The sequence below is a fragment of the Catenuloplanes indicus genome (genome assembly GCF_030813715.1).
Taxonomy (GTDB): Bacteria; Actinomycetota; Actinomycetes; order Mycobacteriales; family Micromonosporaceae; genus Catenuloplanes; species Catenuloplanes indicus.
Genome location: NZ_JAUSUZ010000001.1, coordinates 1,424,013 through 1,445,129, shown reverse-complemented (window position 1 = coordinate 1,445,129; position 21,117 = coordinate 1,424,013). Strand labels below are relative to the sequence as shown.

Here is a 21,117-nt window from a genome sequence, read left to right as displayed (position 1 = left end):
CTGGTTGCTGGAGGTATGACCGAATGGACCGAATACGTATCAACGGCCGGCTCGGCCGCGCGCTGATCGCGCTCACCGTGATCGCGGCCGGCCTCGGTGCCGGCTTCCACCTGGCCGGCGGTGAGCCCGGCGCGTCCGCGGCCAGCGCGCTGGTCTGGTCGGACGAGTTCGACGGCGCGGCCGGCACCGGCCCGGACGCCGCGAAGTGGAAGCACGACACCGGTGGCCACGGCTGGGGCAACGACGAACTGCAGAACTACACCGACGGTACGGGCAACGCGGCGCTGGACGGCGACGGGAACCTGGTGATCACGGCACGCCGGGAGAGTTCCGGCGGCCGCGAGCACTCGTCCGCGCGACTGCTGACCGCCGGAAAGTTCAGCCGGACGTACGGCCGGTTCGAGGCGCGGATCAAGCTGCCGAAGGGCCAGGGAATCTGGCCGGCGTTCTGGATGCTGGGCGACAGCGCGAGCGCGTGGCCGGAGCGCGGCGAGATCGACATCATGGAGAACGTCGGCAAGGACCCGAACCGCGCGCACGGCACGATCCACGGGCCGGGCTACTCCGGCGGCGGTGCCAGCGGCGGCTCGGTGCTGCACGACGCGCCGCTCGGCGACGCGTTCCACACGTACGCGATCGACTGGTCCCCGGATCTGATCGTCTGGTACCTGGACGGCGTGGAGTTCAGCCGGAAGACACCGGCCGACATCGGCGGCAACCGGTGGGTCTTCGACAAGCCGTTCTTCATGATCCTCAACGTGGCGGTCGGCGGGCGGTGGCCGGGGAATCCGGACGGCTCCACCCAGTTCCCGCAGACCATGGTGATCGACTACGTCCGGGTGTACGAGAGCGGCGGCGGCAGCGGCGAGGACCCGGTGCAGGAGACGCCGCCGGTGACGGAGCCGCCGCCGGCCGAGGAGATTCCGCCGGCCGAGGAGATTCCGCCGGCCGAGGAGATCCCGCCCGCCGAGGAGATCCCGCCGGCCGAGGAGATCCCGCCGGTCGAGGAGGAGCCGCAGGGTGTCGCGCTGACCGGTATGCAGTCCGGCCGGTGCATCGACGTGCCCGGCGGCCAGTCCCGGGACGGCCTGCCGCTGCAGATCTGGGACTGCCTCCGCAACGACGCACAACGCTGGACGTTCACCCCGGACGGCACCGTGACCGCGCTCGGCAAGTGCCTGGACGTGGCCGGCGGCGATCCCGCGAACGGCACCACCATCCAGCTCGCGGACTGCAACGGCACCGGCTGGCAGCAGTTCGTCCTCAGCGAAGCCGGTGACCTGGTCAACCGCGCCGCGAACCGATGCGTCGACGTCCGCGACTTCCACACCACCGCCGGCGCGAAACTGCAGCTGTGGGACTGCGCCGGCACGGCGAACCAGAAGTGGGTCGTGCGCTGACCCGCACCGGCCCGCTCCGCCCGGGTGGCGGAGCGGGCCGGTCTGAGTACCACTACTCACGCCCTGAGCTGCGGTTTCGGCGAGGCTGTCTCCAGCGCCGGCGCAGGGCCGGCCGCACCCCGCACCCACGGAGACCCCCATGACGCACCACGGCAAGCCCACCCCGGCCTTCATCGGCGCGTCCTGGGCCGCACTGCTGCTCGGCATCGTCTGCTTCGCGATCGGCCTGTGGAACGCGGGCATGACCCGCAGCGAGAAGGGCTTCTACGCCGCCGTCCTGATCATGGGCGTGTTCGCCGCGGTCTCGGTGCAGAAGTCGGTCCGCGACCGCGCCGAGGGCATCCCGGTCTCCGCGCTCTACCTGGGCCTGTCCTGGCTGGTGCTGGGCGCCGGTGTGGTGATGCTGACGGCCGGGCTGTGGAACAGCGGCATGGCGCTCAGCGAGAAGGGCTTCTACGGCCTGGCGTTCGGCATGACGCTGTTCGCCGCCGTGGCCGTGCAGAAGAACGTCCGCGACGGCCTCGCCGCCCGGGCCGCCGAGGCGCCGCCGGCCTACGTCATCCCGGAGGCGCCGCAGGCGTACTACCCGCCGGCTCAGTGACCCGCCGCCGGCCGCGGGTCGCCTCCACCGGGTCGACCACGCCCGCCGACCACTCCGCGGCCAGCGCCACGCTCTCCGCCCGCCCGGACGCCACGTGCGCGAACGCCAGTGCGGCCGCTCGCTCGGCCGCACCGGCCGCGACCGCCTCGTACAGTCCCTGATGCTCCTCGCACTGCTGCACCAGGTCCCGTCGCCGGGTGAGGTTGAACAACCACTGCGTACGCGCCTCCAGCGGCCGCATCATCGCGGAGAGCAGCGGATTTCCGGCCATCGCGACCAGCTCCCGGTGGAACCGCGCGTTCGCCGCCGCGACACCGGGATCGTCGCCGGTCACCAGCGCGACCCGGGCCGCGGCCATCGATGCCCGCAGCCGGGCCAGCCCGTCCTCGTCCGCCCGGGCCGCCGCCAGCCGCGCCGCCAGCGACTCCAGGCTCTCCCGCACGTCGAACAGATCGCGCACGTCGTCCGCCGTGAAGTGCGCGACCACCACCCCCTGCCGCGGCACGCACACCACCAGCCCGTCGTTGCGCAACAGCTGCAACGCCTCCCGCAGCGGGATCCGGGACAGGGACAGCTCGGTCGCGAGATCCCGCTCGAACAGCCGCTGCCCCGGCGCATACACCAGATCCACTATCCGCCGCCGCAGCTCGGCATACGCGCAGTCACGCAACGAGGTCATGACGACACGGTAAACGGTGACCCCGCCCCAACGTATCGGCAGTCACCGATTAATGCTCACGAGACGAGCCTTACCGATCTGGTGATGTGATGGCTGTCCATGTGACCGGAAGCCGATCGTTCGGCAGTGCGCGGGACCGGTCATCCTTGAGGGATGACCGCCGCCGTTCGCATCAGTGCACTGGGACCGTTACGTGTCTGGCGGGACGGGGTGCCGCAGCCAGTGGGGTCGCCGCAGCAGCAGGCGCTGCTGGCCGCGTTGCTGATCCGGGACGGGCGGGTCGTGTCCATGGACGAGCTGGTCGCAGCCGTCTGGGGGGAGGATCTGCCGGACACCGCGGCCGCGACCGCCCGCACCTACGTCTACCGGCTGCGGCGGCTCTTCGACGGCACCGTCGTCTCGATCCAGAGCCTGGGCCGGGGGTACGCGCTGAGCGCCGCCGACGCGTCGATCGACGTGACCGCGTTCCACGCGGCGGTTGCCGAGGCGCACGAGCGGATGCGTGCCGGTGACGCGCCCGGTGCGGCCGGGCTGCTGTCCGGTGCGCTGGCGCTGTGGGAGGGCGAGGCGCTGGCGGGGGTGCCGGGGCGGGCGGCGGAGACGGCCCGGGTGCGGCTGGAGGACACCCGGATCGCGGCGGAGGAGCTGCTGTTCACGGCACGGCTGGAGACGTCCGGCGCGAGCGCGGAGGAGCTGGCCCGGCTGACCGAGCTGGTCGAGACGTACCCGCTGCGGGAGGGTTTCCGGGCGCTGCTGATGCTCGCGCTCTACCGTCGCGGCCGGCAGGCGGAGGCGCTGGAGCTGTACCGGCGCGGGCAGGCGCTGCTGCGCGACGAACTGGCGCTCGATCCCGGGCCGGCGCTGCGCGACATGCAGCGGCGCATCCTGTGCGGCGATCCGGATCTGCTGGCCGCGGCCGGTGCGGGCCCGACGTACCTGCCGGCCGATCTTGCTGATTTCACCGGCCGGGTCGCGGAGCTGGCCGTGATCACCGGCGCGCTGACGCCGGGCGCGACCGTGGGGATCACCGCGGTGCCCGGGTTCGGGCGGACGAGCACGGCGGTGCACGCGGCGCACCTGCTGGCCGCCGAGTTCCCGGACGGCCGGCTCTACGCGGACCTGGCCGCGCCGGGCGCGCTGGCCGAGACGCTGCTGACCTGGTCGCGGCTGTTCGGGGTGGCCGGTGGCGAGCTGCCCGCGACCGTGACCGGGCGGGCCACGCTGCTGCGCACCGCGGCCGGGGACCGCCGCCCGCTGATCGTGCTCGACGACGTCGAGGACCCGGCGGACGTGACCGTGATCCGGTCCGCGCTGCCGCGAGCGACCGTGCTGCTCACGTCCCGGCGCCGGCACCACCGGCTGCCGGCCACCACCTGGGTGACGCTCGGCGGGCTGGCCGAGGACGAGGCGATGCGGCTGTTCGAGCGGGTCGCCGGCGCGGAGCGGGCGGCGTCCGACCCGGAGTGGGTCCGGCGGGCGATCGCGGCCATCGACGGCGCGCCGCTCTCGGTGCGGCTGGCCGCGGAACGGGTCGCGCGCCGGCCGCACCGAACCGTGCGGCAGCTGGTCGAGGAGCTGACCACGGAGCTGCACGACCCGTACGCGCCGCTGCACGACGACTGCATCATCGCGGAGGCGTCGATGGTCCGCGCGTACCAGCTGCTGCGCCCACAGGCCGCGCGCACGCTGCGGTTCCTGACCGCGACCGCGGCCTGTGCCGCGACCGCGCCGGAGGTGGCCGCGATGCTGCGCACCACCGAGAACAACGCGCTGACCGCGCTCGACTCGCTGGTCGACCTGCATCTGGTGGTGGACGGCGCGGACGGCCGCTACCGGATCAGGGACCCTATGGTGCAGTCGGTGGCGCGGCGGCAGCTGCACGAGGTCGACGGTCCGGCCGAGATCGAGGCGGCGGTGCGGCGGGCGTTCAACCCGTCACAGGTGGAGATCATTCCCGCGCCGATCCGAGTGTGAACAGTGCGGTAAACCGGTCTTTCCGCGTGAGGATGATCCGTGCGGCGGCATAGTCTGCCGGGGTGACCACCGTTGACTTCTACTTCGATCCGGCCTGCCCGTTCGCCTGGATCACGTCCCGCTGGATTCTCGAGGTGCAGCAGCAGCGCGAGATCGACCTGCGCTGGCATGTGATGAGCCTGTTCGTGCTGAACGAGAACCGCGACCTCGACGCCGGCTACCGGGAGACCGTCAACCGCTCGCTGGGCACGGTCCGTGTCGTGACCGCGGCCTGGCAGCAGCACGGCGACGCGGTGCTCGGCCCGCTCTACACCGCGCTCGGCACCCGCATCCACAACCAGGGCCGCAAGAAGGACCTGGACACCGTCATCCCGGAGGCGCTCGCCGAGGTCGGCCTGCCCGCGTCCCTGATCGACGCGCGGACCAGCGACGAGTGGGACGCCGCGCTCCGCAAGAGCCACCACGAGGGCATGGACCCGGTCGGCGACGACGTCGGCACGCCCACCATTCACATCGACGGCGTCGCGTTCTTCGGTCCGGTGCTGAACAGCATCCCGCGCGGCGCGGACGCGCTGAAGGTCTTCGACGGCGCGGTCGCGCTCGCGAGCTTCCCGACCTTCTTCGAGCTCAAGCGCACCCGCACCGGCGAGCTCGACTTCGGCTGAGCCCACGGGACCGGTCAGTTTTCGAGAAGTCCGGAGCTCGCAACGCTGCCTAGCATGATCGGCAGGAGCTGCGGAAAGGGGCTGACCATGGCAGCGAAGAAGGACGACGGGTTCTCCGCCGAGGAGCGCGCGGCGATGAAGGAGCGCGCGGCCGAGCTGAAGCGGCAGAAGAACAGCGCGACCGCGGAGACCGATCTGCTGGCGAAGATCGCCGAGCTGGACGACGCGGACCGCGCGCTCGCCGAGCGGGTGCACGCGCTGGTCAAGGAGCACGCGCCGCACCTGACCGCGAAGACCTACTACGGCATGCCCGGCTGGGCCAGGGACGGCAAGGTGCTGGTCTTCCTGCAACCGGCCGGCAAGTTCAAGACCCGCTACGCCACGCTCGGCTTCCAGGACAACGCCGCGCTCGACGACGGCGGCATGTGGCCCACCGCGTACGCGCTGACCACGCTCACCGCCGAGCACGAGACGCTGATCGCCGCCCTGCTCAAGCGCGCGGCGGCGTGAGCATCGCGTTGATCCGCTGCAGCACGTCGATCTGCGCCGGGTTGAACAGCTCCGCGATGCTGCGCAGCATGACCGGCGAGGTGAACGGGCCGCCGTCCGCGCCGAGCGCGGTCAGCTCCGGGTAGGTCTCCCGGCTCACCCGGACCTCCGGGGCGAACCGCTCGGCCAGGCTCTGCCGGGTCGCCTCGTCCGCGTCCGCGGGCAGCGTGTCGAACGCGATCGTAGCCGCGGAGCGCGGCTCCACCGGGACGTCGCGCAGCAGGTCCAGCGCGTCCGGCTCGAGGACCTGCGCGCTGATCAGCAGCAATCCGCGGTCGGCGTCCGGCAGGCCCTCGGGGAACTCGCCGAAACCGGCCGGCAGGTCGGCCAGGTGCGGCCGGCGCAGCGCCTCGGCCAGCTCCGCCCGCATCCGCTGCTGACGTGCGATGCTCGCGGCCAGTTCCGCGTCGAGGGCGCGAAGCACCTGCTCCGCGCCCTCGGCCGACCCCTCGATCGCGTCCATCTCGGCCAGCGGCACACCCATGTCGATCAGGCGGCGGATCCGCAGCAGCCGGGTCAGGTGCGCCACCCGGTACCGCTTGTATCCGTTCGCCGCCCGCTCCGGCTCCGGCAGCAGCCCGATCCGGTGGTAGTACCGGACCGCCTTGACCGTCGTGCCGGCGATCTCCGCCAGTTCCCGGGTGCTCCAGCCGCCACCGTTCCGCATCCCGGTATTCGACACCCTGCCCCAGGGGCACGGTCAAGCGGTCAGCAGACCGTGTCCCGGGCCGGGAGCCGGCCGTCGACGAGGTACGTGGTGGTGACGTTCAGCGCGCACCCGTCGCCGCCGAGCACGTAGACGCCGTGTCCGCTGCCGTTCACGGTCACCAGCCGGGACTGCGCGCCGAAAGCGGAGCGCAACAGCTCGCCACCGGCCAGCGGCGTGACCGGGTCGTGCCGGTTCTGCACGATCAGCACGTCGTTCGGCACGATCCCGACCGGCGCCTCGGACGGCTCCCAGGCCCAGTAGGCGCACGGCAGCACGTTCGCCGCGGCCGCGCCGTACAGCGGGTAGCGCTTGCGGTCCTCGGCCACGCCGCGCCGGTACGTGTCCAGCTCCTCCGGCCAGTCGGCGTCGTTGCAGGAGACGGCCAGGAACACGGAGAGCGCGACGTCGGACGGGTGCGGTCCGGGCGGCGTCTCCGGCGAGGGTGCCACCGAGCCGGGGGTCGCGTACGTCTGCAGGAACATCGCTGTCCGGCCGTACGCGGTCGCGGAGAACAACCCGGCGAACACGGCGCCGCGGAGCATCGCGCCGGTGGTGCCGTCCGGCGCCGGCGTCCGGTCCAGCCGTTCGACCAGCGCGAGGTAGTTCCTGCGCACCTGTGCCGGCGTGCGGCCCATCCCGTACGAGTCGTGCCGTGCCGCCAGCCACCGGGCGAATTCCGGGAACGTCTCCTCGAAGCCGTGCGCGTACCGGCGCAGGCCCTCCCGGTTCAGGTGGCTGTCGCCGACGTTGCTGTCCAGCACGACCCGGTCCACGGTGTCCGGGAACAGCGACGCGTACGCGGCACCGAGCGCCGAGCCGTACGAGTAACCGAGGAAGCTGGCCTTCTCCTCGCCGAGCGCGATCCGTACCCGGTCCAGGTCGCGGGCCGTGTTCGCGGTGGTCAGGTGCCGGACCCGCGGGTTCGCCGCGCACCTGGCCGCGATCCGTTCCGCGATCGCCGCCTGCGCCACCACGGCCGCGTCGTCCGGCGCGTACGGCGGCACGTTGCCGTAATACCCGTCATCGGTGGTGATCCCGCAGGCGATCGGCGTGGAATGGCCGACGCCCCGGGTGTCCATGCCGATCAGGTCGTACGCGTTTGTCACGCTGACCGGCAGCCCCTTGCCGACCAGGTCCGCCGGGAGGCCCAGCCCGGAGCCGCCCGGGCCGCCCGGGTTGGTCAGCAGGACGCCGCGCCGCTTCGCCGGGTTCGGGCTGGCCACCCGGGAGATCATGATCTCGATCTGCTCGCCGTCCGGGTCGGCGTAGTCCAGCGGTACCGGTACGGTCGCGCACTGTACCGCGACCAGGGGATTGATCGCCGCGTCCGCCGGGCACGCGGCCCAGTGCAGCGCCGGTGCCGCCGTGGCCGGTGGCATCGCGATCAGCGCCCCGGCCATGCCGAGCAGCCCGGCCAGCGCGGCGGTTCGCCGTCGATTCATGACGCTCCTCCCTTTCGTGTTCACTCGTCCCATGCCACACCGTGTCCCGGGGGCATGGTCAAGGGCGGCTACCTTGGCCGGGTGATCTCCTGGAACGCGCCCGCTCCCTCACCCGCACCGCCGCCCTGGACACCGGAGCCCCAACCGGACGAGCGGCGCGGCAGCGTGCTGGTCACGCCGTGGCTGCGCAGCGTGCTGCACCCGCGCCGGGGCGGCATCCCGGTCCCGGTGCGCCCGCTCGGCGGGATGGACGAGTCGTGGGCCGGGCTGCGGCACCACATCTGGTCGCTGGACCGCTTGCTGACCACGGAGAAGTCCGAGCGGTCCCGGGTCTGGGGCTACGTCACCTCGATCGCGCGGGAGGACCGCCGGCTCGGTGAGCGGCTGCTCGACCCGGTCGCCCGGATCGGCACCGCGGACGACGACCACGCGCTGGTCCGCGCGGTCCGGAACCGGTTCACCTGGTACGGCGGGCCGGAGGACGACTGGCTGGCCGACTTCCTCACCGCGGCGCACGGCCTGCCCGAGGCGGCCCGGCGGATCATCGGCGGCTTCGACAGCGACCTGCCGTACACCGGCGTGGGTGTGTTCGGCCGCCTGCGGCAGCTGCTGGTCCTGGCGGACGACGCCGGGTACGCCGCGGCCCGCGACGCGATCCTGGACGCCCGGGACCGGCGCGCGCGGCACCTCGACGGCAGCCGGCTCGCGGACCTGTTCTGGGCCGTGTCGTTCCTGCTGCCGATCGGCCCGGCGTCCGGCCCGGACGAGCGGGCCGCGCACGACGCGGCGCTGCGCAACGTGGGCGAGTTCGGCAACTACGACGTGCACGCGTGCGGGCTTGCGTCCGGCGACGTGGCCACGGTCGAACGGTTCCTGGCGGTCAACTCGACCGTCCGGCACGAGTTCTTCGGCCAGTCCGGCGGCCGTCTCTACCTGGCGAGCCTGCTGGAGATCGCGGGGGAGGAGGCCGGGCCGATCCTGAGCCGGATGCGACCGGGCTGGCCGTTCCACGACCACCCGCACTACATCGCGGTGTGGGACAGCCTGCGGTGGCACACCGGCGAGGAGACCGGCGTCCGGTTCGCGCCGGTGGTCGAGGACGAGGGGGACCGGGCCGTACCGCCGGGGGAGCCCTTCGCCTATCAGCCGCCGGAGGCGGCGCACCCGGTGCTGCGCGAGCCGCTGGTGCCGGTGGCGCCGGAATTCGACTGGCAGCCGCACGAGCGGTCCGCGGCCGAGGGCCTGGGCGTGTACGCGAACGCGGCGCAGTGGGACGGCGTGCCGATCGGCGACTGCGACACCGCACAGGTCACGGCGTGGCTGGAGCATCACGAGCACTGGGCGATCCCGACGCCGTTCACCGCGCTCGCGCTCGCGCCGCGCTGGACCCACGACCGGCTCATGGCGCTCGGCTTCGACCAGCACGCCTACTGGGTGCGGTGGGCGCTGCCGCTGGTGCTGCTCCGGCACGGCGCGAGTCACGTACCGGCGCTGGTGGCCGCGTTCGACGACCGGTCCGCGGTCGAGGCCGCGCTGGACGCGGCGCAGCCGATCGGGCACAGCGCGCTGGCCGTCCCGGTCGCGCGCGCGTTCGCCGGGAAGAAGCACCGCCGCCCGGCCCGCGCCTGGCTGCTGCGCCACCCCCGGCACGCCGCCGCCGGCCTGGTCGCGGCGTGGGACGCGGACCGGTCCGATCCGGTGCTCGGCCGCGCGCTGCGCTGGCTCGACGCGCAGGGCCACCGCCCGCTGCTGCTCGCGCAGGCGTCCTCGGCCGCGGACGACCTGCGCGCGCTGCTCGATTTGGACCCGCTGGCCGCACCCCGGGCGAAGCAGCCGGTGATCCCGGCGTACCTGACGAAGGCGCCGCTGCCCGGCATCCCACGTCACGATCAGAAGCCGCTGCTGGTACGGCTGGCCGCCTGCGACGCCGACCAGGTGCACCCGGGCGTGCTGGCCGCCCGCGAGCGGTTCACCGCGGCGGACCGGGCCGCGTTCACCGGCGCGCTGCTGGACCGCTGGCTGGCCGCCGGCACCCCGCCCGCGGAGGCGTGGTGCCTGCACGCGACCGGCCTGCTCGGCGATGACACCGGCGCCCGCCGCCTGGCCACGCTGGCCCGGCAGTGGGCCGGCACCAACGCGGCCGCCCGCGCGCAGACCGCGCTGGACGCGATCCGGCACCGGGGCACCGACGCCGCGCTGATCGAGCTGAACCTGCTGGCCGAACGCTCCCGCTTCCCGAAGTTCGCGAGCGTGGCCCGCGGTCACATCGAGGAGATCGCGGCGCTGCGCGGGCTCACCACGGACGAGCTGGCCGACCGGATGGTGCCGGCGCTCGGCGCGGAGACGGACCTGGGCGCGTACCGGCTCGCGTTCGACCACCGCGGGCTGCCGGTCGTCCGCGACCCGGACGGGCGGGTGCTGGCCGACCTGCCCCGGAAGCCGGAGTTCAAGGAGGCCCGCGCGGAGCTCGCCGCGATCCGCAAGACCGCGCGCGCGTCCGCGTCGCTGCACCTGGCCCGCCTGGAACGGGCCATGTGCACCGGCCGCCGCATCCCGGCCGGGATCTTCCTGGACCGGTTCGCCGCCCACCCGTGGATGACCCACCTGGCCCAGCGCCTGGTCTGGGGCGTGCACGACGGCGACGCGCCGGTCACGGCCGTCCGGGTCGCCGAGGACGGCACGCTCGCCACCGTCGGCGACGAGCCGTTCGTGCCCGCGGCCTCGGCCGAGGTCACGCTCCTGCACCCGGTGGAGTTCGACCCGGCGCCGTGGGCCGAGGTGTTCGCCGACTACGCGCTGCTCCAGCCGTTCCCGCAGCTGGACCGCCCGTGCTACCCGGAACCGGACGCGCTCGACCGGCTCACAGGCCGGACCGCGAGCTACCCGGTGCTGCGCGGCCTGGAACGGTACGGCTGGACCCGCTGGTACGACGCCTCCATGGTCCGGATGGCGAAGGCACTGCCCGGCGGCGGCTGGGCGGTGCTGGACACCGACCCGGGCTGGCACGCCTCGGACACGGTCGACTCCGCGCTGACGCAGACCGTGCGCGGGATCGAGTTCTCCGGCGGCGTCACGTTCGCCGGCCTGCCACCGGTGGTCCGCTCCGAGCTGGTCCACGACCTGCGCGCGCTGGACTGAGGTCTATCGTCGTACCCGATGGGCACGACGGTCGTGGTGGGCGCGGGCGCGGCCGGCCTCGCCGCCGCGGTCCGGCTGCGCCGCCACGACCCGATCGTGCTCGACGCCGGCGCCCGGATCGGCGACAGCTGGCGGCACCGCTACACCGGGCTGCGGCTGTTCACGCCGGCCCGGTTCTGCGCGCTGCCCGGCCTGCCGCTGCCCGGCGACCCGGGCGCGCACCCGGGCAAGGACGACTACGCCGACTACCTGGAGTCGTACGCGGACCGGCAGCGGATCGCGGTGCGGCTCGGCACCGCGGTCACCCGGCACGTCCACCGGGACGGGCGGCACCACCTCAGCACCGCGCACGGCGAGATCGTCGCGGACCGGCTGATCTGGGCGAGCGGCGCGCACGCGGTGCCGGTGATCCCGCCGTTCGCGGCCGCGCTCGACCCCGCGATCGGCCAGGCGACCGCGGCCGGCCTCGGCCAATCCGAGGCGCTGCCGGACGGCCCGGTGCTGGTGGTCGGCGCCGGGCAGTCGGGCGCGGACATCGCGGCCATGGCCGCGGTCGCGCACCGCACCTACCTGGCCGGGCCGCGCACCGGGACGGTGCCGCTCGCGGTGGCCCGCAGCCGCGCCGTGCGCGCGCTCTACCGGCTGCCGGTGCCGGGCGAGCGGGCGCGGCGGTTCCTGCGGCGCCGGCCCGGCCCGCTGGTCTGGCACACCGCCCGGTCGCTGGCCGCCGCGGGCGTGGTCCGGGTGCCGCGGGTGACCGGCGTGCGGGACGGGCTGCCGGTGCTCGCGGACGGGCGCGTGCTGCCGGTCGCCACCGTGGTCTGGTGCACCGGGCTGCGTCCCCGGTTCGACTGGCTGGATCCGCGCGCTCGCGGCGTACCGTCGCTGGGTTTCGTGGGTCTGCCGTTCCAGCACACGCTGAGTTCCGGGACGCTCGGCGGCATGCCCTCGGACGCCGCCCGTGTCGCGCGGCACCTGGGCCTGGCCTGAACTGCATTGCCGGGAATGGCCAGGCGAGCGCTCTGCTCCGGCTGCTGCGCCGCCGCCCCGGGCGGACCTCGCTCGACGCCGCGCTGCATGCGGTGCAGGCAGGTTGAGAATTTGATTTCCCGCTTCCGGCGTGGCCGTGATCCGCATGCTCCCGCGGGCACCGGTCCCATGCCACTCCGCTTATTTTGATCTTGAAGCGGACCTGGGTGGGTCGCGGGTCCGTGGCCGGCGCAGATGCCGTTCTGTTCGGTTCGGCGGGCAGGGTGGGGCGCGTTGTGAAAACCCAGGTCGGAGCTGGTGATCAACTTAGTGGCATGGGACGCCGATCCCGCCTCGATGCGGCGGTGCACACCCGGACTGCCCACTGATCGCGTGCTTCGCGCGTGACCGGTTCCGGACCGATGCCGACGGTGCGTGTGTGCATTCCCGTGGCCGCTTTGTGCGGATCGAAGGAGTCGCCGGCGGCGTACGGATCTCGTACCGCACCACCGAGCCGGCGGCCGCCGTACCCCGCGTCCGAAATATCACGATATTGGGGGAGAGGTGCTCGGCGGCTCTCGGCCGGCCCGGCGCGCAGGCGGGCGGGATTCCCGTGGACACAGACACTCGAACGCGGCGCCGGATATGGCGATATTTCGGACGCGGGCCTTACATGCGTGCCGGAGCAGCCACGGCGTATCGCCACCGCGCAGTACGGCGTGCCGCGCCGTGCTGCGCGGCCCGACGCTGCGCTTCGCGCGTTCGTGCTGTGCTGCGCTTCGCGCGGTCATGTGGTGTCCGGCGGGCCCGTGCCAAGCCGGGTGGCGCCTCCGGGCCGGGTCGCGCCTGCTCCGCCGGGTCGCGCCTCCAGGCCGGCCTTCGCGCCGGGCCGGGTATCCGGGCCGAGTCGGGTCTCCGTGCGGGCCGGGTCTCCGGAGCGGTGCCGTGCCGTGCGCCTTCGGGGGGTGGGTCCTTGCGCCGGTTGCGAGGTATTCCGGCTGGCCGCCTGAGGGCGAGGGGGTGCAAGGGAAGTGTGGGTGTTTGGGTAGGGCGGGTGGTCAGGTAAGCAGAGCAAAGCGAAGGCGGTAGCGGGCTTGCGGCCAGACTGGCGGGGAGGAGCACCAGCGACGACCCGTCGCCGACAACGCCACTCAGCTTATTTTGATCTTGAAGTGGGCCCGGCCGAGCGCGAGTCCCTGGCCGGCGCAGATGCCGTCCCGTTCGGTTCGGCGGGCAGGGGGCGGACGCGGTGGGTTGCTTCGTGAAGAACCAGGTCAGAGTCCGTGATCAACGTGAGCTGAGCGGCATGGGCACCGGTCGTCGCTGACGCTCCTCCCTGCACGTTCCGGCGTGGGTCACCCGAAACCCGCGGGCGGGCGGCGGCTCGCCCGGCCTGGCACCTGACCCGGCCGGGCGGCGCGCGGGCGCTCAGCGGACCAGCGTCACCACGCCGGTGTCGAGGTCGTAGCGGGCGCCGACGACGGCGGTCTCGCCGGACTCGACGCGCTCGCGGATGATGTCGCTCCGGGAGAGGATCGCGGCGGCCTGGGCGCGGATGTTCGCCTGCACGGCGCGCTCCACGCCGTCCGGCGCGGACGCGTACGGTGCGACGATCGGCCGCAGGGCCGCCACGATGGACGCTATGTGGCCGGGTGCGGACGCGCCGGTGTTGATCGCGTTGATGGTGGCGCTGATCGCACCGCACCGCTCGTGGCCGAGGACCACGATCAGCGGCGGCGCGAACTCCTCCACCGCGTACTCCATGCTGCCGAGCAGCAGGTCGTCGACGATGTTGCCGGCCACCCGGTCGTCGAACAGGTCGCCGATGCCCTCGTCGAAGAGCAGTTCCGGTGAGACCCGCGAGTCGGCGCAGCCGAGCAGGACTGCGAACGGGTGCTGGCCGGCCGCCACCTCGTGCAGGCGGTCGAGCGACTGGTGCGGATGCCGGGCCCGCCCGGAGGTGAAACGCCGGTTACCGGCGAGCAGCCGGCGCACGGCCGCGGCCGGTGTCGTCGGCGCCGGCTCCGCGGGCGGGGTGGCGGGCGCGGCGGAGGCGGCGGCCGGGAGCGCGAGCGCGCCGGCCGCGACGCCGCCGGCGGTGAGCAGGGCACGGCGGCGCAGTGTGGTGTGCGACATCGAGGAACTCCTGTACCGACAGACTGTAGGACACAGGCATTCTTCGCTCTGACGCCGGTGGATGTCAGTCCCTGATCACTGCGACGCACCCCACATCCGCGTGGCGTGCGTGGCCGCTGACCGACCGCGACCGTCGCCGGGGTCGTCAGGAGCGGCGCGTCATCACGAACGTCCAGACCGCTACCGCGATCACCACGCCGAGGACGAACTCGCCGGCCAGGAACAGACCGCTCACCAGCCAGTGGCGATCCAGGTTCCCGGCCAGCACCTCGACCACCGTGACGGTCACGAACACGCTGCCGATCAGCAGAATCAGCGGTACGGGACGGTGCGGCTGGCCATCGGCGGACATCCGCCCACGATAACGCCCACCGCACCACCGGCGGTCGCCACCCGGACAGCACGACGGCCGAAAGCCGCATATCGTCAGCAGCATGCTCGTGACCGCGCTGAACCTTCTGCTGACGGCCGCGGCGCTGCTCGGGTTCCTCGCGCTCCGCCGCCGCTGGAAGGCCGCCGACCGCGCCCTCTCCGAGGCCGAGGCCACCCACGCCCACCTCGACCGCGCCCACTACCGCCGCCGCCTCCGCCACCCGCACGCCGACTGATCATCCGGCACTCTCACAGCCGGCAGCCGGTAAAGACCGACCGCAGTACGGGAAGGTTCCGCCTCGCCTCTCCCACACTGCCCGGGCGAACACGCGGATCACGCCCGGATGCGCGGACGATGCAGATACACCGACAGATCCTTCACCATTTCCGCTGATTTCCCGGGCCGAACGGCAGTGCACTGCGGCAGTGCGGGCCGGCCCGCGACTGAAGCCCGGAGGTCAGGGGGTGCCCAAGGGCTTGGTGGGCATGTCACCGCCGACCAGCTGGTTGGCGGGGGCGGTGAGGTCGGGCTCGCCGCACTGGCGGTACCAGCGTTCGGCGTCGTCGTGCGGGTAGTAGCCGATGGCGAGCCCGCCGGTGGTGGACCACCAGCGGCGGGTGTTGGCGGAGACGCCCCAGACCACGCGCCAGCCGGTCGCGGTGAGCGCGGCCTCGACCAGGCGGGCGGCGTCGTCGGGGGAGAGCCAGGTGGAGAGGTCGCGGGGTGCGGCGGGGCGGTCGCGGCAGGTGCCGATGCGCAGGCAGATGACGTGCAGTCCGTGGCGGTCGTGGTAGAGGCGGCCGAGCTGCTCCATCGCGGCCTTGCTCCAGCCGTAGTACGAGTCGGGCCGGGCCGGTACGTCGTCGGGCAGGCCGGCCGGGCCGGCGTCGGCGCGGGAGTAGAGGCCGGCGGCGTGGTTGCTGGAGGCGAGGACGACGCGGGGGACGCCGGTGCGGACGGCGGCGGCCAGGACCCGTTCGGTGCCGCGGACGTTGACCGCGAGCACGTCCTCGAACGGACCCTCACCGGCGATGCCGCCCAGGTGCAGGATCGCGTCGGCGCCGGTGCAGGCCTTCTCGACCGCGGCCGCGTCGGTCACGTCGAGCGCGTCGATGCCGTCGCCGGCCCGCACGTCGGTCAGCCGCAGCTCGTGGTGCGACAGCCGGGGCCGCAGCATCTGCCCGATCGTCCCGGCCGCGCCGGTCATCAGAATCGTCGCCATCCCGACCTGATGCCCACCCAGCCGGCGCCGAACCGTCACCACGCCGGAACCACCCGCGTGCGCCGAACCTACCCGGCGCCGGGAACGGGCCCGCGCCGGGAAGCGAGGCGGATGCCGCGAGGGCGCTACGACCCCGCGAAGGACGTCGTGCCGATCGTCGCCAGCAGGTCGAGTTTGCCGCGCGCGTCCGTGCCCGGCGCCGGCGTGCAGACGACCACGTGCGGGTTCGAGCCGCCGATCGCCAGCACGTTCGACCGCACCGGGATCTCGCCGACCTCCGGGTGCACCACCACCTTGGACGCGGACTGGTGCTCGGCCACCGACTGCGACTCCCACAGTGCCCGGAGCCGCGGCACCCGCCGCAGACGGGCGATCAACGCGGCCAGCTCGTCCAGCACCCCGCGCAGGCTCTCCGGGATCAGCCGGGGCACCCGGTCCGGGTCCGCGGCGTGCCCGGCCAGCCGCAGCAGGTGTGCCTGCTCGTCGTCGCCGAGCTGGAGCGCGCGGGCCAGCGCCGCGCAGACCTGCGCGGACGGCGTGGCGGCGCGGCCCTCGGCGCGACCCCGCGGACTGCCACGCCTCGGTGACTCGCCCCGGTGAGGAAAGGGCGGCCCGGCACGGGTGCCGGGCCGCCCTCCACCCAGGAACCTAGGGCATGCGGCTGGACGGGATGGCCCACTCGGAGCGGTTGCGCCCGAGGAAGCTGATCACCCAGCGGAACATGGCCGTGGTGCGGTTGCGGGCACCGGCCAGGTAGAAGACGTGCACGGCCAGCCAGAGCAGCCAGCCGATCGGGCCGCCCAGGTTCAGCGGGCCGATGCCGGCGACCGCGTTCCACCGGGACACCACGGCCATGTTGCCCTTGTCGAAGTACGCGAACGGCTTGCCCTCGGGCTTGCCGGCCAGCCGGCGCGCGATGGCCCGGCCGGCGTACGTGCCGCCCTGCATCGCCACCTGTGCCACGCCGGGCAGCCGGTTGAGCGTGCCGGACTCGCCGACCACGAAGATCTCCGGGTGGCCGGGCACGGTCAGGTCCGGCGCGACCAGGATGCGGCCGCCGCGATCGGTCTCCGCGCCGGTGGCCTCCGCGAGCCGGCGGCCGAGCGCGGTGCCGGCCACGCCGGCGGCCCAGATCTTGACGGCCGCGTCGATGCGCTCCGCGCCGTCCACGGTCTCGATCTTCACGCCGTCCGCGTCCACGTCGACGACCTTGGTGCCGAGCCGCACCTCCACGCCGATCTTCCGCAGCCGCTTGGCCGCCTTGGCCGACAGCGGCTCGCGGAACGTGGGCAGCACCCGGTCGACCGCGTCCAGCAGCACGACCCGCGCCGAGGCCGGGTCGATGTTGCGGTACCGGCCGCGCAGCGTGCGGGTGGCTATCTCGGAGATCGAACCGGCCAGCTCCACGCCGGTCGGGCCACCGCCGACGATCACGAAGGTGAGCAGCCGCGCCTGCTCCTCCGGGTCGGTGGCCACCTCCGCGGCCTCGAACGCGCCGAACACGCGGCCGCGCAGGTCGAGCGCGTCGTCCAGCGTCTTCATGCCGGGCGCGTGCTCGGCGAAGCCGTCGTTGCCGAAATACGACTGGGTGGCACCGGCCGCGACGATCAGCGTGTCGTAGCCGACCGTGTACGCACCGCCGGGGCCGGTCGCGGTGACGGTCTTCGCGTCCGGGTCGACGTCGGTGACCCAGCCGAGCCGGACCTCGGTGTTCTTCTGCTTGCCGAGCAGCTCGCGGACCGGCGTGGCGACCTCACCGGGGGCGAGGACACCGGTCGCAACCTGGTAGATCAGCGGCTCGAACACGTGGTGGTTGGTGCCGTTGATGACGGTGACCCGGACCGGGGCCTTGCGCAGCGCCCGTGCCGCGTAGATCCCGCCGAAGCCGGCGCCGACGATGACGACCCTGTGTTCCGCGTTCTGTGTCATTCTCCACGCTCCCGTTCCATCCTGATCAACGGACAGTCGTGGGCGTGGAGTCCCGTTTCCGGCGGTGGCCATGGTCACCGGAGGATCTTGCTCGAGGGCGTCACGAATCGGCCCTCGGTACCGTCACACGGGTTACGCACAGCCCGTTGTCACGGATATGCAGGCTCGGACACTAGCGGATCAAGGACGCCGCTCCGGAGGCGGGCTCATGTTTGAGCCCGGCAGCCCGGCGTCAGCAGGGTGACTCGGAGAAGTCGAACGTGCCGGTCCGCCGGCCCCACGAGATCCGGGTGCCGTCGCACAGCGTGTTGACGCCGCCGACCAGCTCGGTCCGCGTGGAGTCGGCGTAGTAGTCCCAGTAGCAGGTGTGGTCGATCTTGCAGGCCCGGGCCTGCGCGGGCGTGCCCGGCACGGCGAGGAACGCGGTCGCGGCGAGAACCGCGGCGGTCGCGGTACGGCGGAACAGCATGGCAGTGGCCCTTCCGGTGAGGGTGGAGTCGGGATGCCAGGCAGCATCACGCCACAGTGGACGGCCGACAACCGGTCGCGGTCCCTTCTCGCCCCATGCGAGTAACTACGCGAATACGGTGAGTCAGGGCGGGAGGGGTCCTCCCGCCCTGACCGCTCAGCGTCGCGCCGCCCAGGTGGCGTAGTCGATCGCGCCGAGCCGGGCCGTGCCGGGCACCGGGATCAGCCCGTCGTCCGGCAGTGCCGCGCCGAAGTAGCCGGCCTCCGGATCGGCGACGACGGTGCGGGGGTCACCCGCCAGCGCGCGGGCCACGATCTCCGGGAACGCGAACACCTCCGGCCCGGCCACCTGCACGGTCCGGTTCGCGGCCGGGCCGGTGGCCACCTCCGCGACCAGCGCGGCCACGTCGTCCGCCGCGACCGGCTGGAACTTCGCCGGTGCGATGCGCACCTCGGTGCCGACCGTGGAGTTCTGCGCGATCCCGGCGATGAACTCGAAGAACTGCGTGGCCCGGACGATCGTGTACGGCACGCCGGACTCCTTGATCAGCTGCTCCTGCGCCACCTTCGCCCGCAGGTAGCCGGATCCGGGCAGCCGGTCCGCGCCGACGATCGACACCGCCACGTGGTGCCGTACGCCCGCCTTCTGCGCCGCGGCCAGCAGGTTCCCGGTCGACGCGGTGAAGAACCGCAGCACCTCCTCGTCGCCCCAGGCCGGTGCGTTCGTCACGTCCACCACCACGTCCGCGCCGGCCAGCGCGGTGTCCAGGCCCTGGCCGGTGATGCTGTCCACGCCGCTGCTCGGCGACGCCGCGGCCGCCTCGTGCCCCTCGGCCGTCAGCCGCGCCACGACCTTGGTGCCGATCAGCCCGGTGCCGCCGATGACTACGATCCTCATGGTCTTCCGTCCCTCCTGTGGTTCGTCCATCGGCAAGGACCGGGCCCGCTCCCGATCCGTGACACGGATGAACCGGCGGCCCCGGATTTCGTTGTAGACGTCAACGACCGGCTGGAGGTGCGGTGAACGACGAGATCGACCAGAGGCGCGTCCTGGTGCACCTGACCGAGTACCGCGAGCGACGCCGGCCCGGACCGTCGTGCCCGGCCGCCGCGCGCTGCCGGATGAGCCCGCTCTGCCGCAGCTGGAACCAGTGCCTGCCGCGCAGCCCGGTGCTGTCGCCACGTACCGCCTGAGGTTCTAGGATCTTCGGATGCCGCCGGATCCGCTCGCCGCGTTCCTCGGCACCCGTGACCGGCTGTTCGGCATCGGCTACCGCATGCTCGGCAGCGTGGCCGAGGCCGAGGACCTCGTCCAGGAGACCTGGCTGCGCTGGCAGCGCACCGACCACCGGACGGTACGGGACCCGGCCGCCTACCTGGTCACCACGATCACCCGGCTGGCCATCAACGAGGCCACCTCCGCCCGCGCGCGCCGCGAGACCTACCCCGGACCGTGGCTGCCGGAGCCGGTCGCGACCGGACCGGACCCCGCGCTCGGCGCCGAACGCGCGGAGGCGCTCGAACTGGCCGTGCTGATGCTGCTGGAGCGGCTCGGCGCCCGCGAACGCGCCGCCTACGTGCTGCGCGAGGCGTTCGACTACCCGTACCGCCGGATCGCGGAGATCCTCGAGGTGACCGAGCCGAACGCGCGGCAGCTCGTCACCCGCGCCCGTGCCCACCTGGCCGCGCACCGTCGCACGCCCGCCGACCCGGCCGTGCACCGGCGGCTGCTGGACGCGTTCCTGGCCGCGGCGCGCGACGGCGACGTACACCGCCTGGAGGCCGTGCTCACCGCGGACGCGATCTACACCGCGGACGGCGGCGGCGTGGTCAGCGCCACGCTCCGCCCGGTCAGCAAGCGCGTCCCCGGCTTCGTGGCCGGCATCGCCGGGAAGCTCAACGCGGTCCCCGGCGTCACCTGGTCGGTCGTCACCGCGAACGGCGGCCCGGCACTGCTGGTCACCGCACCGGCCGGGCCGCTCGTGCTGATCACCGTGGAGGTCATGGACGGACGGATCCATCGAGTGCTCGCGGTGCGGAACCCGGCGAAGCTGCGCGCGTTCGCCTGACCTCCAGGATCGCGGCGGCCAAGCCCACGACGAGCAGCACGCCGCCGACCACCGCGAGGTACGCGCCGTACGTCTCCGGCCGCGGCGTCACCCACAGCGCCGCGACCCACCAGCTCACGTGGAACCCGCCGTGCACCGCCACCGCCGGCCAGACCGAACCGGTACGCAGCCGGAGCGCGGTCGCCAGCAGCGCGAACCCGATCGGCAGCAACAGGAACACCACCTGCTGGCCGAACGACTGCGCGCCGGAGCGGGACAGCAGGTGCGGCACGCCGAAGACCAGCACGGACAGCGCGGTCACGCCCCACAGCGGCAGCCGGCCGAGCGCGGTCTGCACCAGGTAGCCGCGGAACAGCACCTCCTCCGGGATGCCCTGCAGCAGGAACGACCGGGTCAGCACGAGCAGCACACTCGACAGCAGCGTCCACATCGGCATGTCCGGCATGTCCGGCGACGGCGTGGTCAGCCCGAGCGCCACGGCCAGCCCGTTGCCGGCCGCGGTGCACGCGCCCGTCACGGCCAGCGCGGCCAGGCTTGCCCGCAGCGCCGGCCGGCCCAGCCCGAGCGCGGCCACCGGACGCCGGTCCACGCCGCGGACCAGCGCGATCGCCAGCCCGATGCCGGTCACGGTGGCACACAGGTGGGTCGCCACGCCCTGGCCGGTGCCGGCCGGCAGCAGCAGCGCGACCGCGCCGGAGAGCGAGGCCACGAACATCGCGGCCAGGGTGAGCACGGCGCGTACCGGCAGTGGGAAGCGGGGGATCGTCGTCATGCCGGGGAACGCTATGGACCCG

21 protein-coding genes are annotated in these 21,117 nt (G+C 73.5%); 10 read left to right on the top strand and 11 right to left on the bottom strand.

All coding sequences use genetic code 11. The features are described 5' to 3' along the window. Positions 1-23: 23 nt before the first annotated feature. Complete coding sequence (locus tag J2S42_RS06865; protein ID WP_307236341.1) at positions 24-1,400, top strand: glycoside hydrolase family 16 protein; 1,377 nt, start codon at positions 24-26, stop codon at positions 1,398-1,400. Positions 1,401-1,539: 139 nt separating this feature from the next. Next, on the top strand, positions 1,540-2,001 hold the full coding sequence (yiaA, locus tag J2S42_RS06860) for an inner membrane protein YiaA (RefSeq protein ID WP_307236340.1): 462 nt from the start codon (positions 1,540-1,542) through the stop codon (positions 1,999-2,001). Here the strand turns inward: yiaA and J2S42_RS06855 are convergent. Beyond that, positions 1,958-2,680 (bottom strand): GntR family transcriptional regulator, encoded by a 723-nt coding sequence (locus tag J2S42_RS06855; protein WP_307236337.1) that lies wholly within the window; start codon positions 2,678-2,680, stop codon positions 1,958-1,960. The two genes, yiaA and J2S42_RS06855, sit on opposite strands and share 44 nt — an antisense overlap. A gap of 153 nt (positions 2,681-2,833) precedes the next feature. Between J2S42_RS06855 and J2S42_RS06850 the strand changes: the two genes are divergently transcribed. The 3 genes from J2S42_RS06850 (at position 2,834) to J2S42_RS06840 (ending at position 5,829) form a co-directional block, all read left to right on the top strand. Continuing rightward, entirely contained in the window at positions 2,834-4,654 is a 1,821-nt protein-coding gene (locus J2S42_RS06850; protein WP_307236335.1) for an AfsR/SARP family transcriptional regulator, read from the top strand. Between the two features lie 62 nt (positions 4,655-4,716). After that, the gene (locus J2S42_RS06845; protein WP_307236333.1) at positions 4,717-5,319 is read left to right on the top strand and encodes a mycothiol-dependent nitroreductase Rv2466c family protein; all 603 of its coding nucleotides are present in this window, start codon (positions 4,717-4,719) and stop codon (positions 5,317-5,319) included. Between the two features lie 87 nt (positions 5,320-5,406). Continuing rightward, on the top strand, positions 5,407-5,829 hold the full coding sequence (locus tag J2S42_RS06840; protein ID WP_307236331.1) for an iron chaperone: 423 nt from the start codon (positions 5,407-5,409) through the stop codon (positions 5,827-5,829). Here the strand turns inward: J2S42_RS06840 and J2S42_RS06835 are convergent. Both J2S42_RS06835 and J2S42_RS06830 read right to left on the bottom strand, forming a co-directional pair. Next, the gene (locus J2S42_RS06835; protein WP_307236329.1) at positions 5,810-6,535 is read right to left on the bottom strand and encodes a helix-turn-helix domain-containing protein; all 726 of its coding nucleotides are present in this window, start codon (positions 6,533-6,535) and stop codon (positions 5,810-5,812) included. The genes J2S42_RS06840 and J2S42_RS06835 overlap by 20 nt on opposite strands. Before the next feature lie 41 nt (positions 6,536-6,576). Continuing rightward, entirely contained in the window at positions 6,577-8,019 is a 1,443-nt protein-coding gene (locus J2S42_RS06830) for an alpha/beta hydrolase (RefSeq protein WP_307236327.1), read from the bottom strand. Between the two features lie 81 nt (positions 8,020-8,100). On the opposite strand from J2S42_RS06830, the gene J2S42_RS06825 reads away from it, so the two are divergent. Both J2S42_RS06825 and J2S42_RS06820 read left to right on the top strand, forming a co-directional pair. Continuing rightward, positions 8,101-11,157, top strand: coding sequence for a DUF4132 domain-containing protein (locus J2S42_RS06825; RefSeq protein ID WP_307236325.1), 3,057 nt, complete (start codon positions 8,101-8,103; stop codon positions 11,155-11,157). Positions 11,158-11,175: 18 nt separating this feature from the next. Next, a complete protein-coding gene (locus J2S42_RS06820) occupies positions 11,176-12,147 on the top strand; it encodes an NAD(P)-binding domain-containing protein (protein WP_307236323.1) in 972 nt (323 codons plus the stop codon). 1,407 nt (positions 12,148-13,554) lie between these two features. Here the strand turns inward: J2S42_RS06820 and J2S42_RS06815 are convergent. Next, a complete protein-coding gene (locus J2S42_RS06815) occupies positions 13,555-14,262 on the bottom strand; it encodes a carbonic anhydrase (RefSeq protein WP_307236321.1) in 708 nt (235 codons plus the stop codon). Between the two features lie 145 nt (positions 14,263-14,407). After that, positions 14,408-14,614, bottom strand: coding sequence for a hypothetical protein (locus J2S42_RS06810; RefSeq protein WP_307236319.1), 207 nt, complete (start codon positions 14,612-14,614; stop codon positions 14,408-14,410). 82 nt (positions 14,615-14,696) lie between these two features. Between J2S42_RS06810 and J2S42_RS06805 the strand changes: the two genes are divergently transcribed. Next, positions 14,697-14,870 (top strand): hypothetical protein, encoded by a 174-nt coding sequence (locus J2S42_RS06805; RefSeq protein WP_307236317.1) that lies wholly within the window; start codon positions 14,697-14,699, stop codon positions 14,868-14,870. Positions 14,871-15,092: 222 nt separating this feature from the next. On the opposite strand, the gene J2S42_RS06800 is transcribed toward J2S42_RS06805, so the two are convergent. The 5 genes from J2S42_RS06800 to J2S42_RS06780 all read right to left on the bottom strand — a co-directional run bounded on the left by J2S42_RS06800 (position 15,093) and on the right by J2S42_RS06780 (position 19,152). Continuing rightward, a complete protein-coding gene (locus J2S42_RS06800) occupies positions 15,093-15,857 on the bottom strand; it encodes an NAD-dependent epimerase/dehydratase family protein (protein WP_307236315.1) in 765 nt (254 codons plus the stop codon). A 125-nt stretch (positions 15,858-15,982) separates the two neighbouring features. After that, on the bottom strand, positions 15,983-16,288 hold the full coding sequence (locus J2S42_RS06795; protein WP_307236313.1) for an MmyB family transcriptional regulator: 306 nt from the start codon (positions 16,286-16,288) through the stop codon (positions 15,983-15,985). A 217-nt stretch (positions 16,289-16,505) separates the two neighbouring features. Further along, positions 16,506-17,786, bottom strand: a complete 1,281-nt coding sequence (locus J2S42_RS06790) for an NAD(P)/FAD-dependent oxidoreductase (RefSeq protein ID WP_307236311.1) — start codon at positions 17,784-17,786, stop codon at positions 16,506-16,508. A gap of 232 nt (positions 17,787-18,018) precedes the next feature. Then, the gene (locus J2S42_RS06785) at positions 18,019-18,255 is read right to left on the bottom strand and encodes a DUF6289 family protein (RefSeq protein WP_307236310.1); all 237 of its coding nucleotides are present in this window, start codon (positions 18,253-18,255) and stop codon (positions 18,019-18,021) included. Positions 18,256-18,411: 156 nt separating this feature from the next. Then, positions 18,412-19,152 (bottom strand): SDR family oxidoreductase, encoded by a 741-nt coding sequence (locus J2S42_RS06780; protein WP_307236309.1) that lies wholly within the window; start codon positions 19,150-19,152, stop codon positions 18,412-18,414. A gap of 122 nt (positions 19,153-19,274) precedes the next feature. Here J2S42_RS06780 and J2S42_RS06775 point away from each other — a divergent pair, with 122 nt between their 5' ends. Next, a complete protein-coding gene (locus tag J2S42_RS06775) occupies positions 19,275-19,448 on the top strand; it encodes a hypothetical protein (RefSeq protein ID WP_307236308.1) in 174 nt (57 codons plus the stop codon). Positions 19,449-19,465: 17 nt separating this feature from the next. Next, positions 19,466-20,323: an RNA polymerase sigma factor SigJ gene (gene sigJ, locus J2S42_RS06770; RefSeq protein ID WP_307236307.1), complete on the top strand. Its 858-nt coding sequence runs from the start codon at positions 19,466-19,468 to the stop codon at positions 20,321-20,323. Here the strand turns inward: sigJ and J2S42_RS06765 are convergent. Beyond that, entirely contained in the window at positions 20,256-21,095 is an 840-nt protein-coding gene (locus J2S42_RS06765) for a CPBP family intramembrane glutamic endopeptidase (protein ID WP_307236306.1), read from the bottom strand. The genes sigJ and J2S42_RS06765 overlap by 68 nt on opposite strands. Positions 21,096-21,117: the final 22 nt, after the last annotated feature.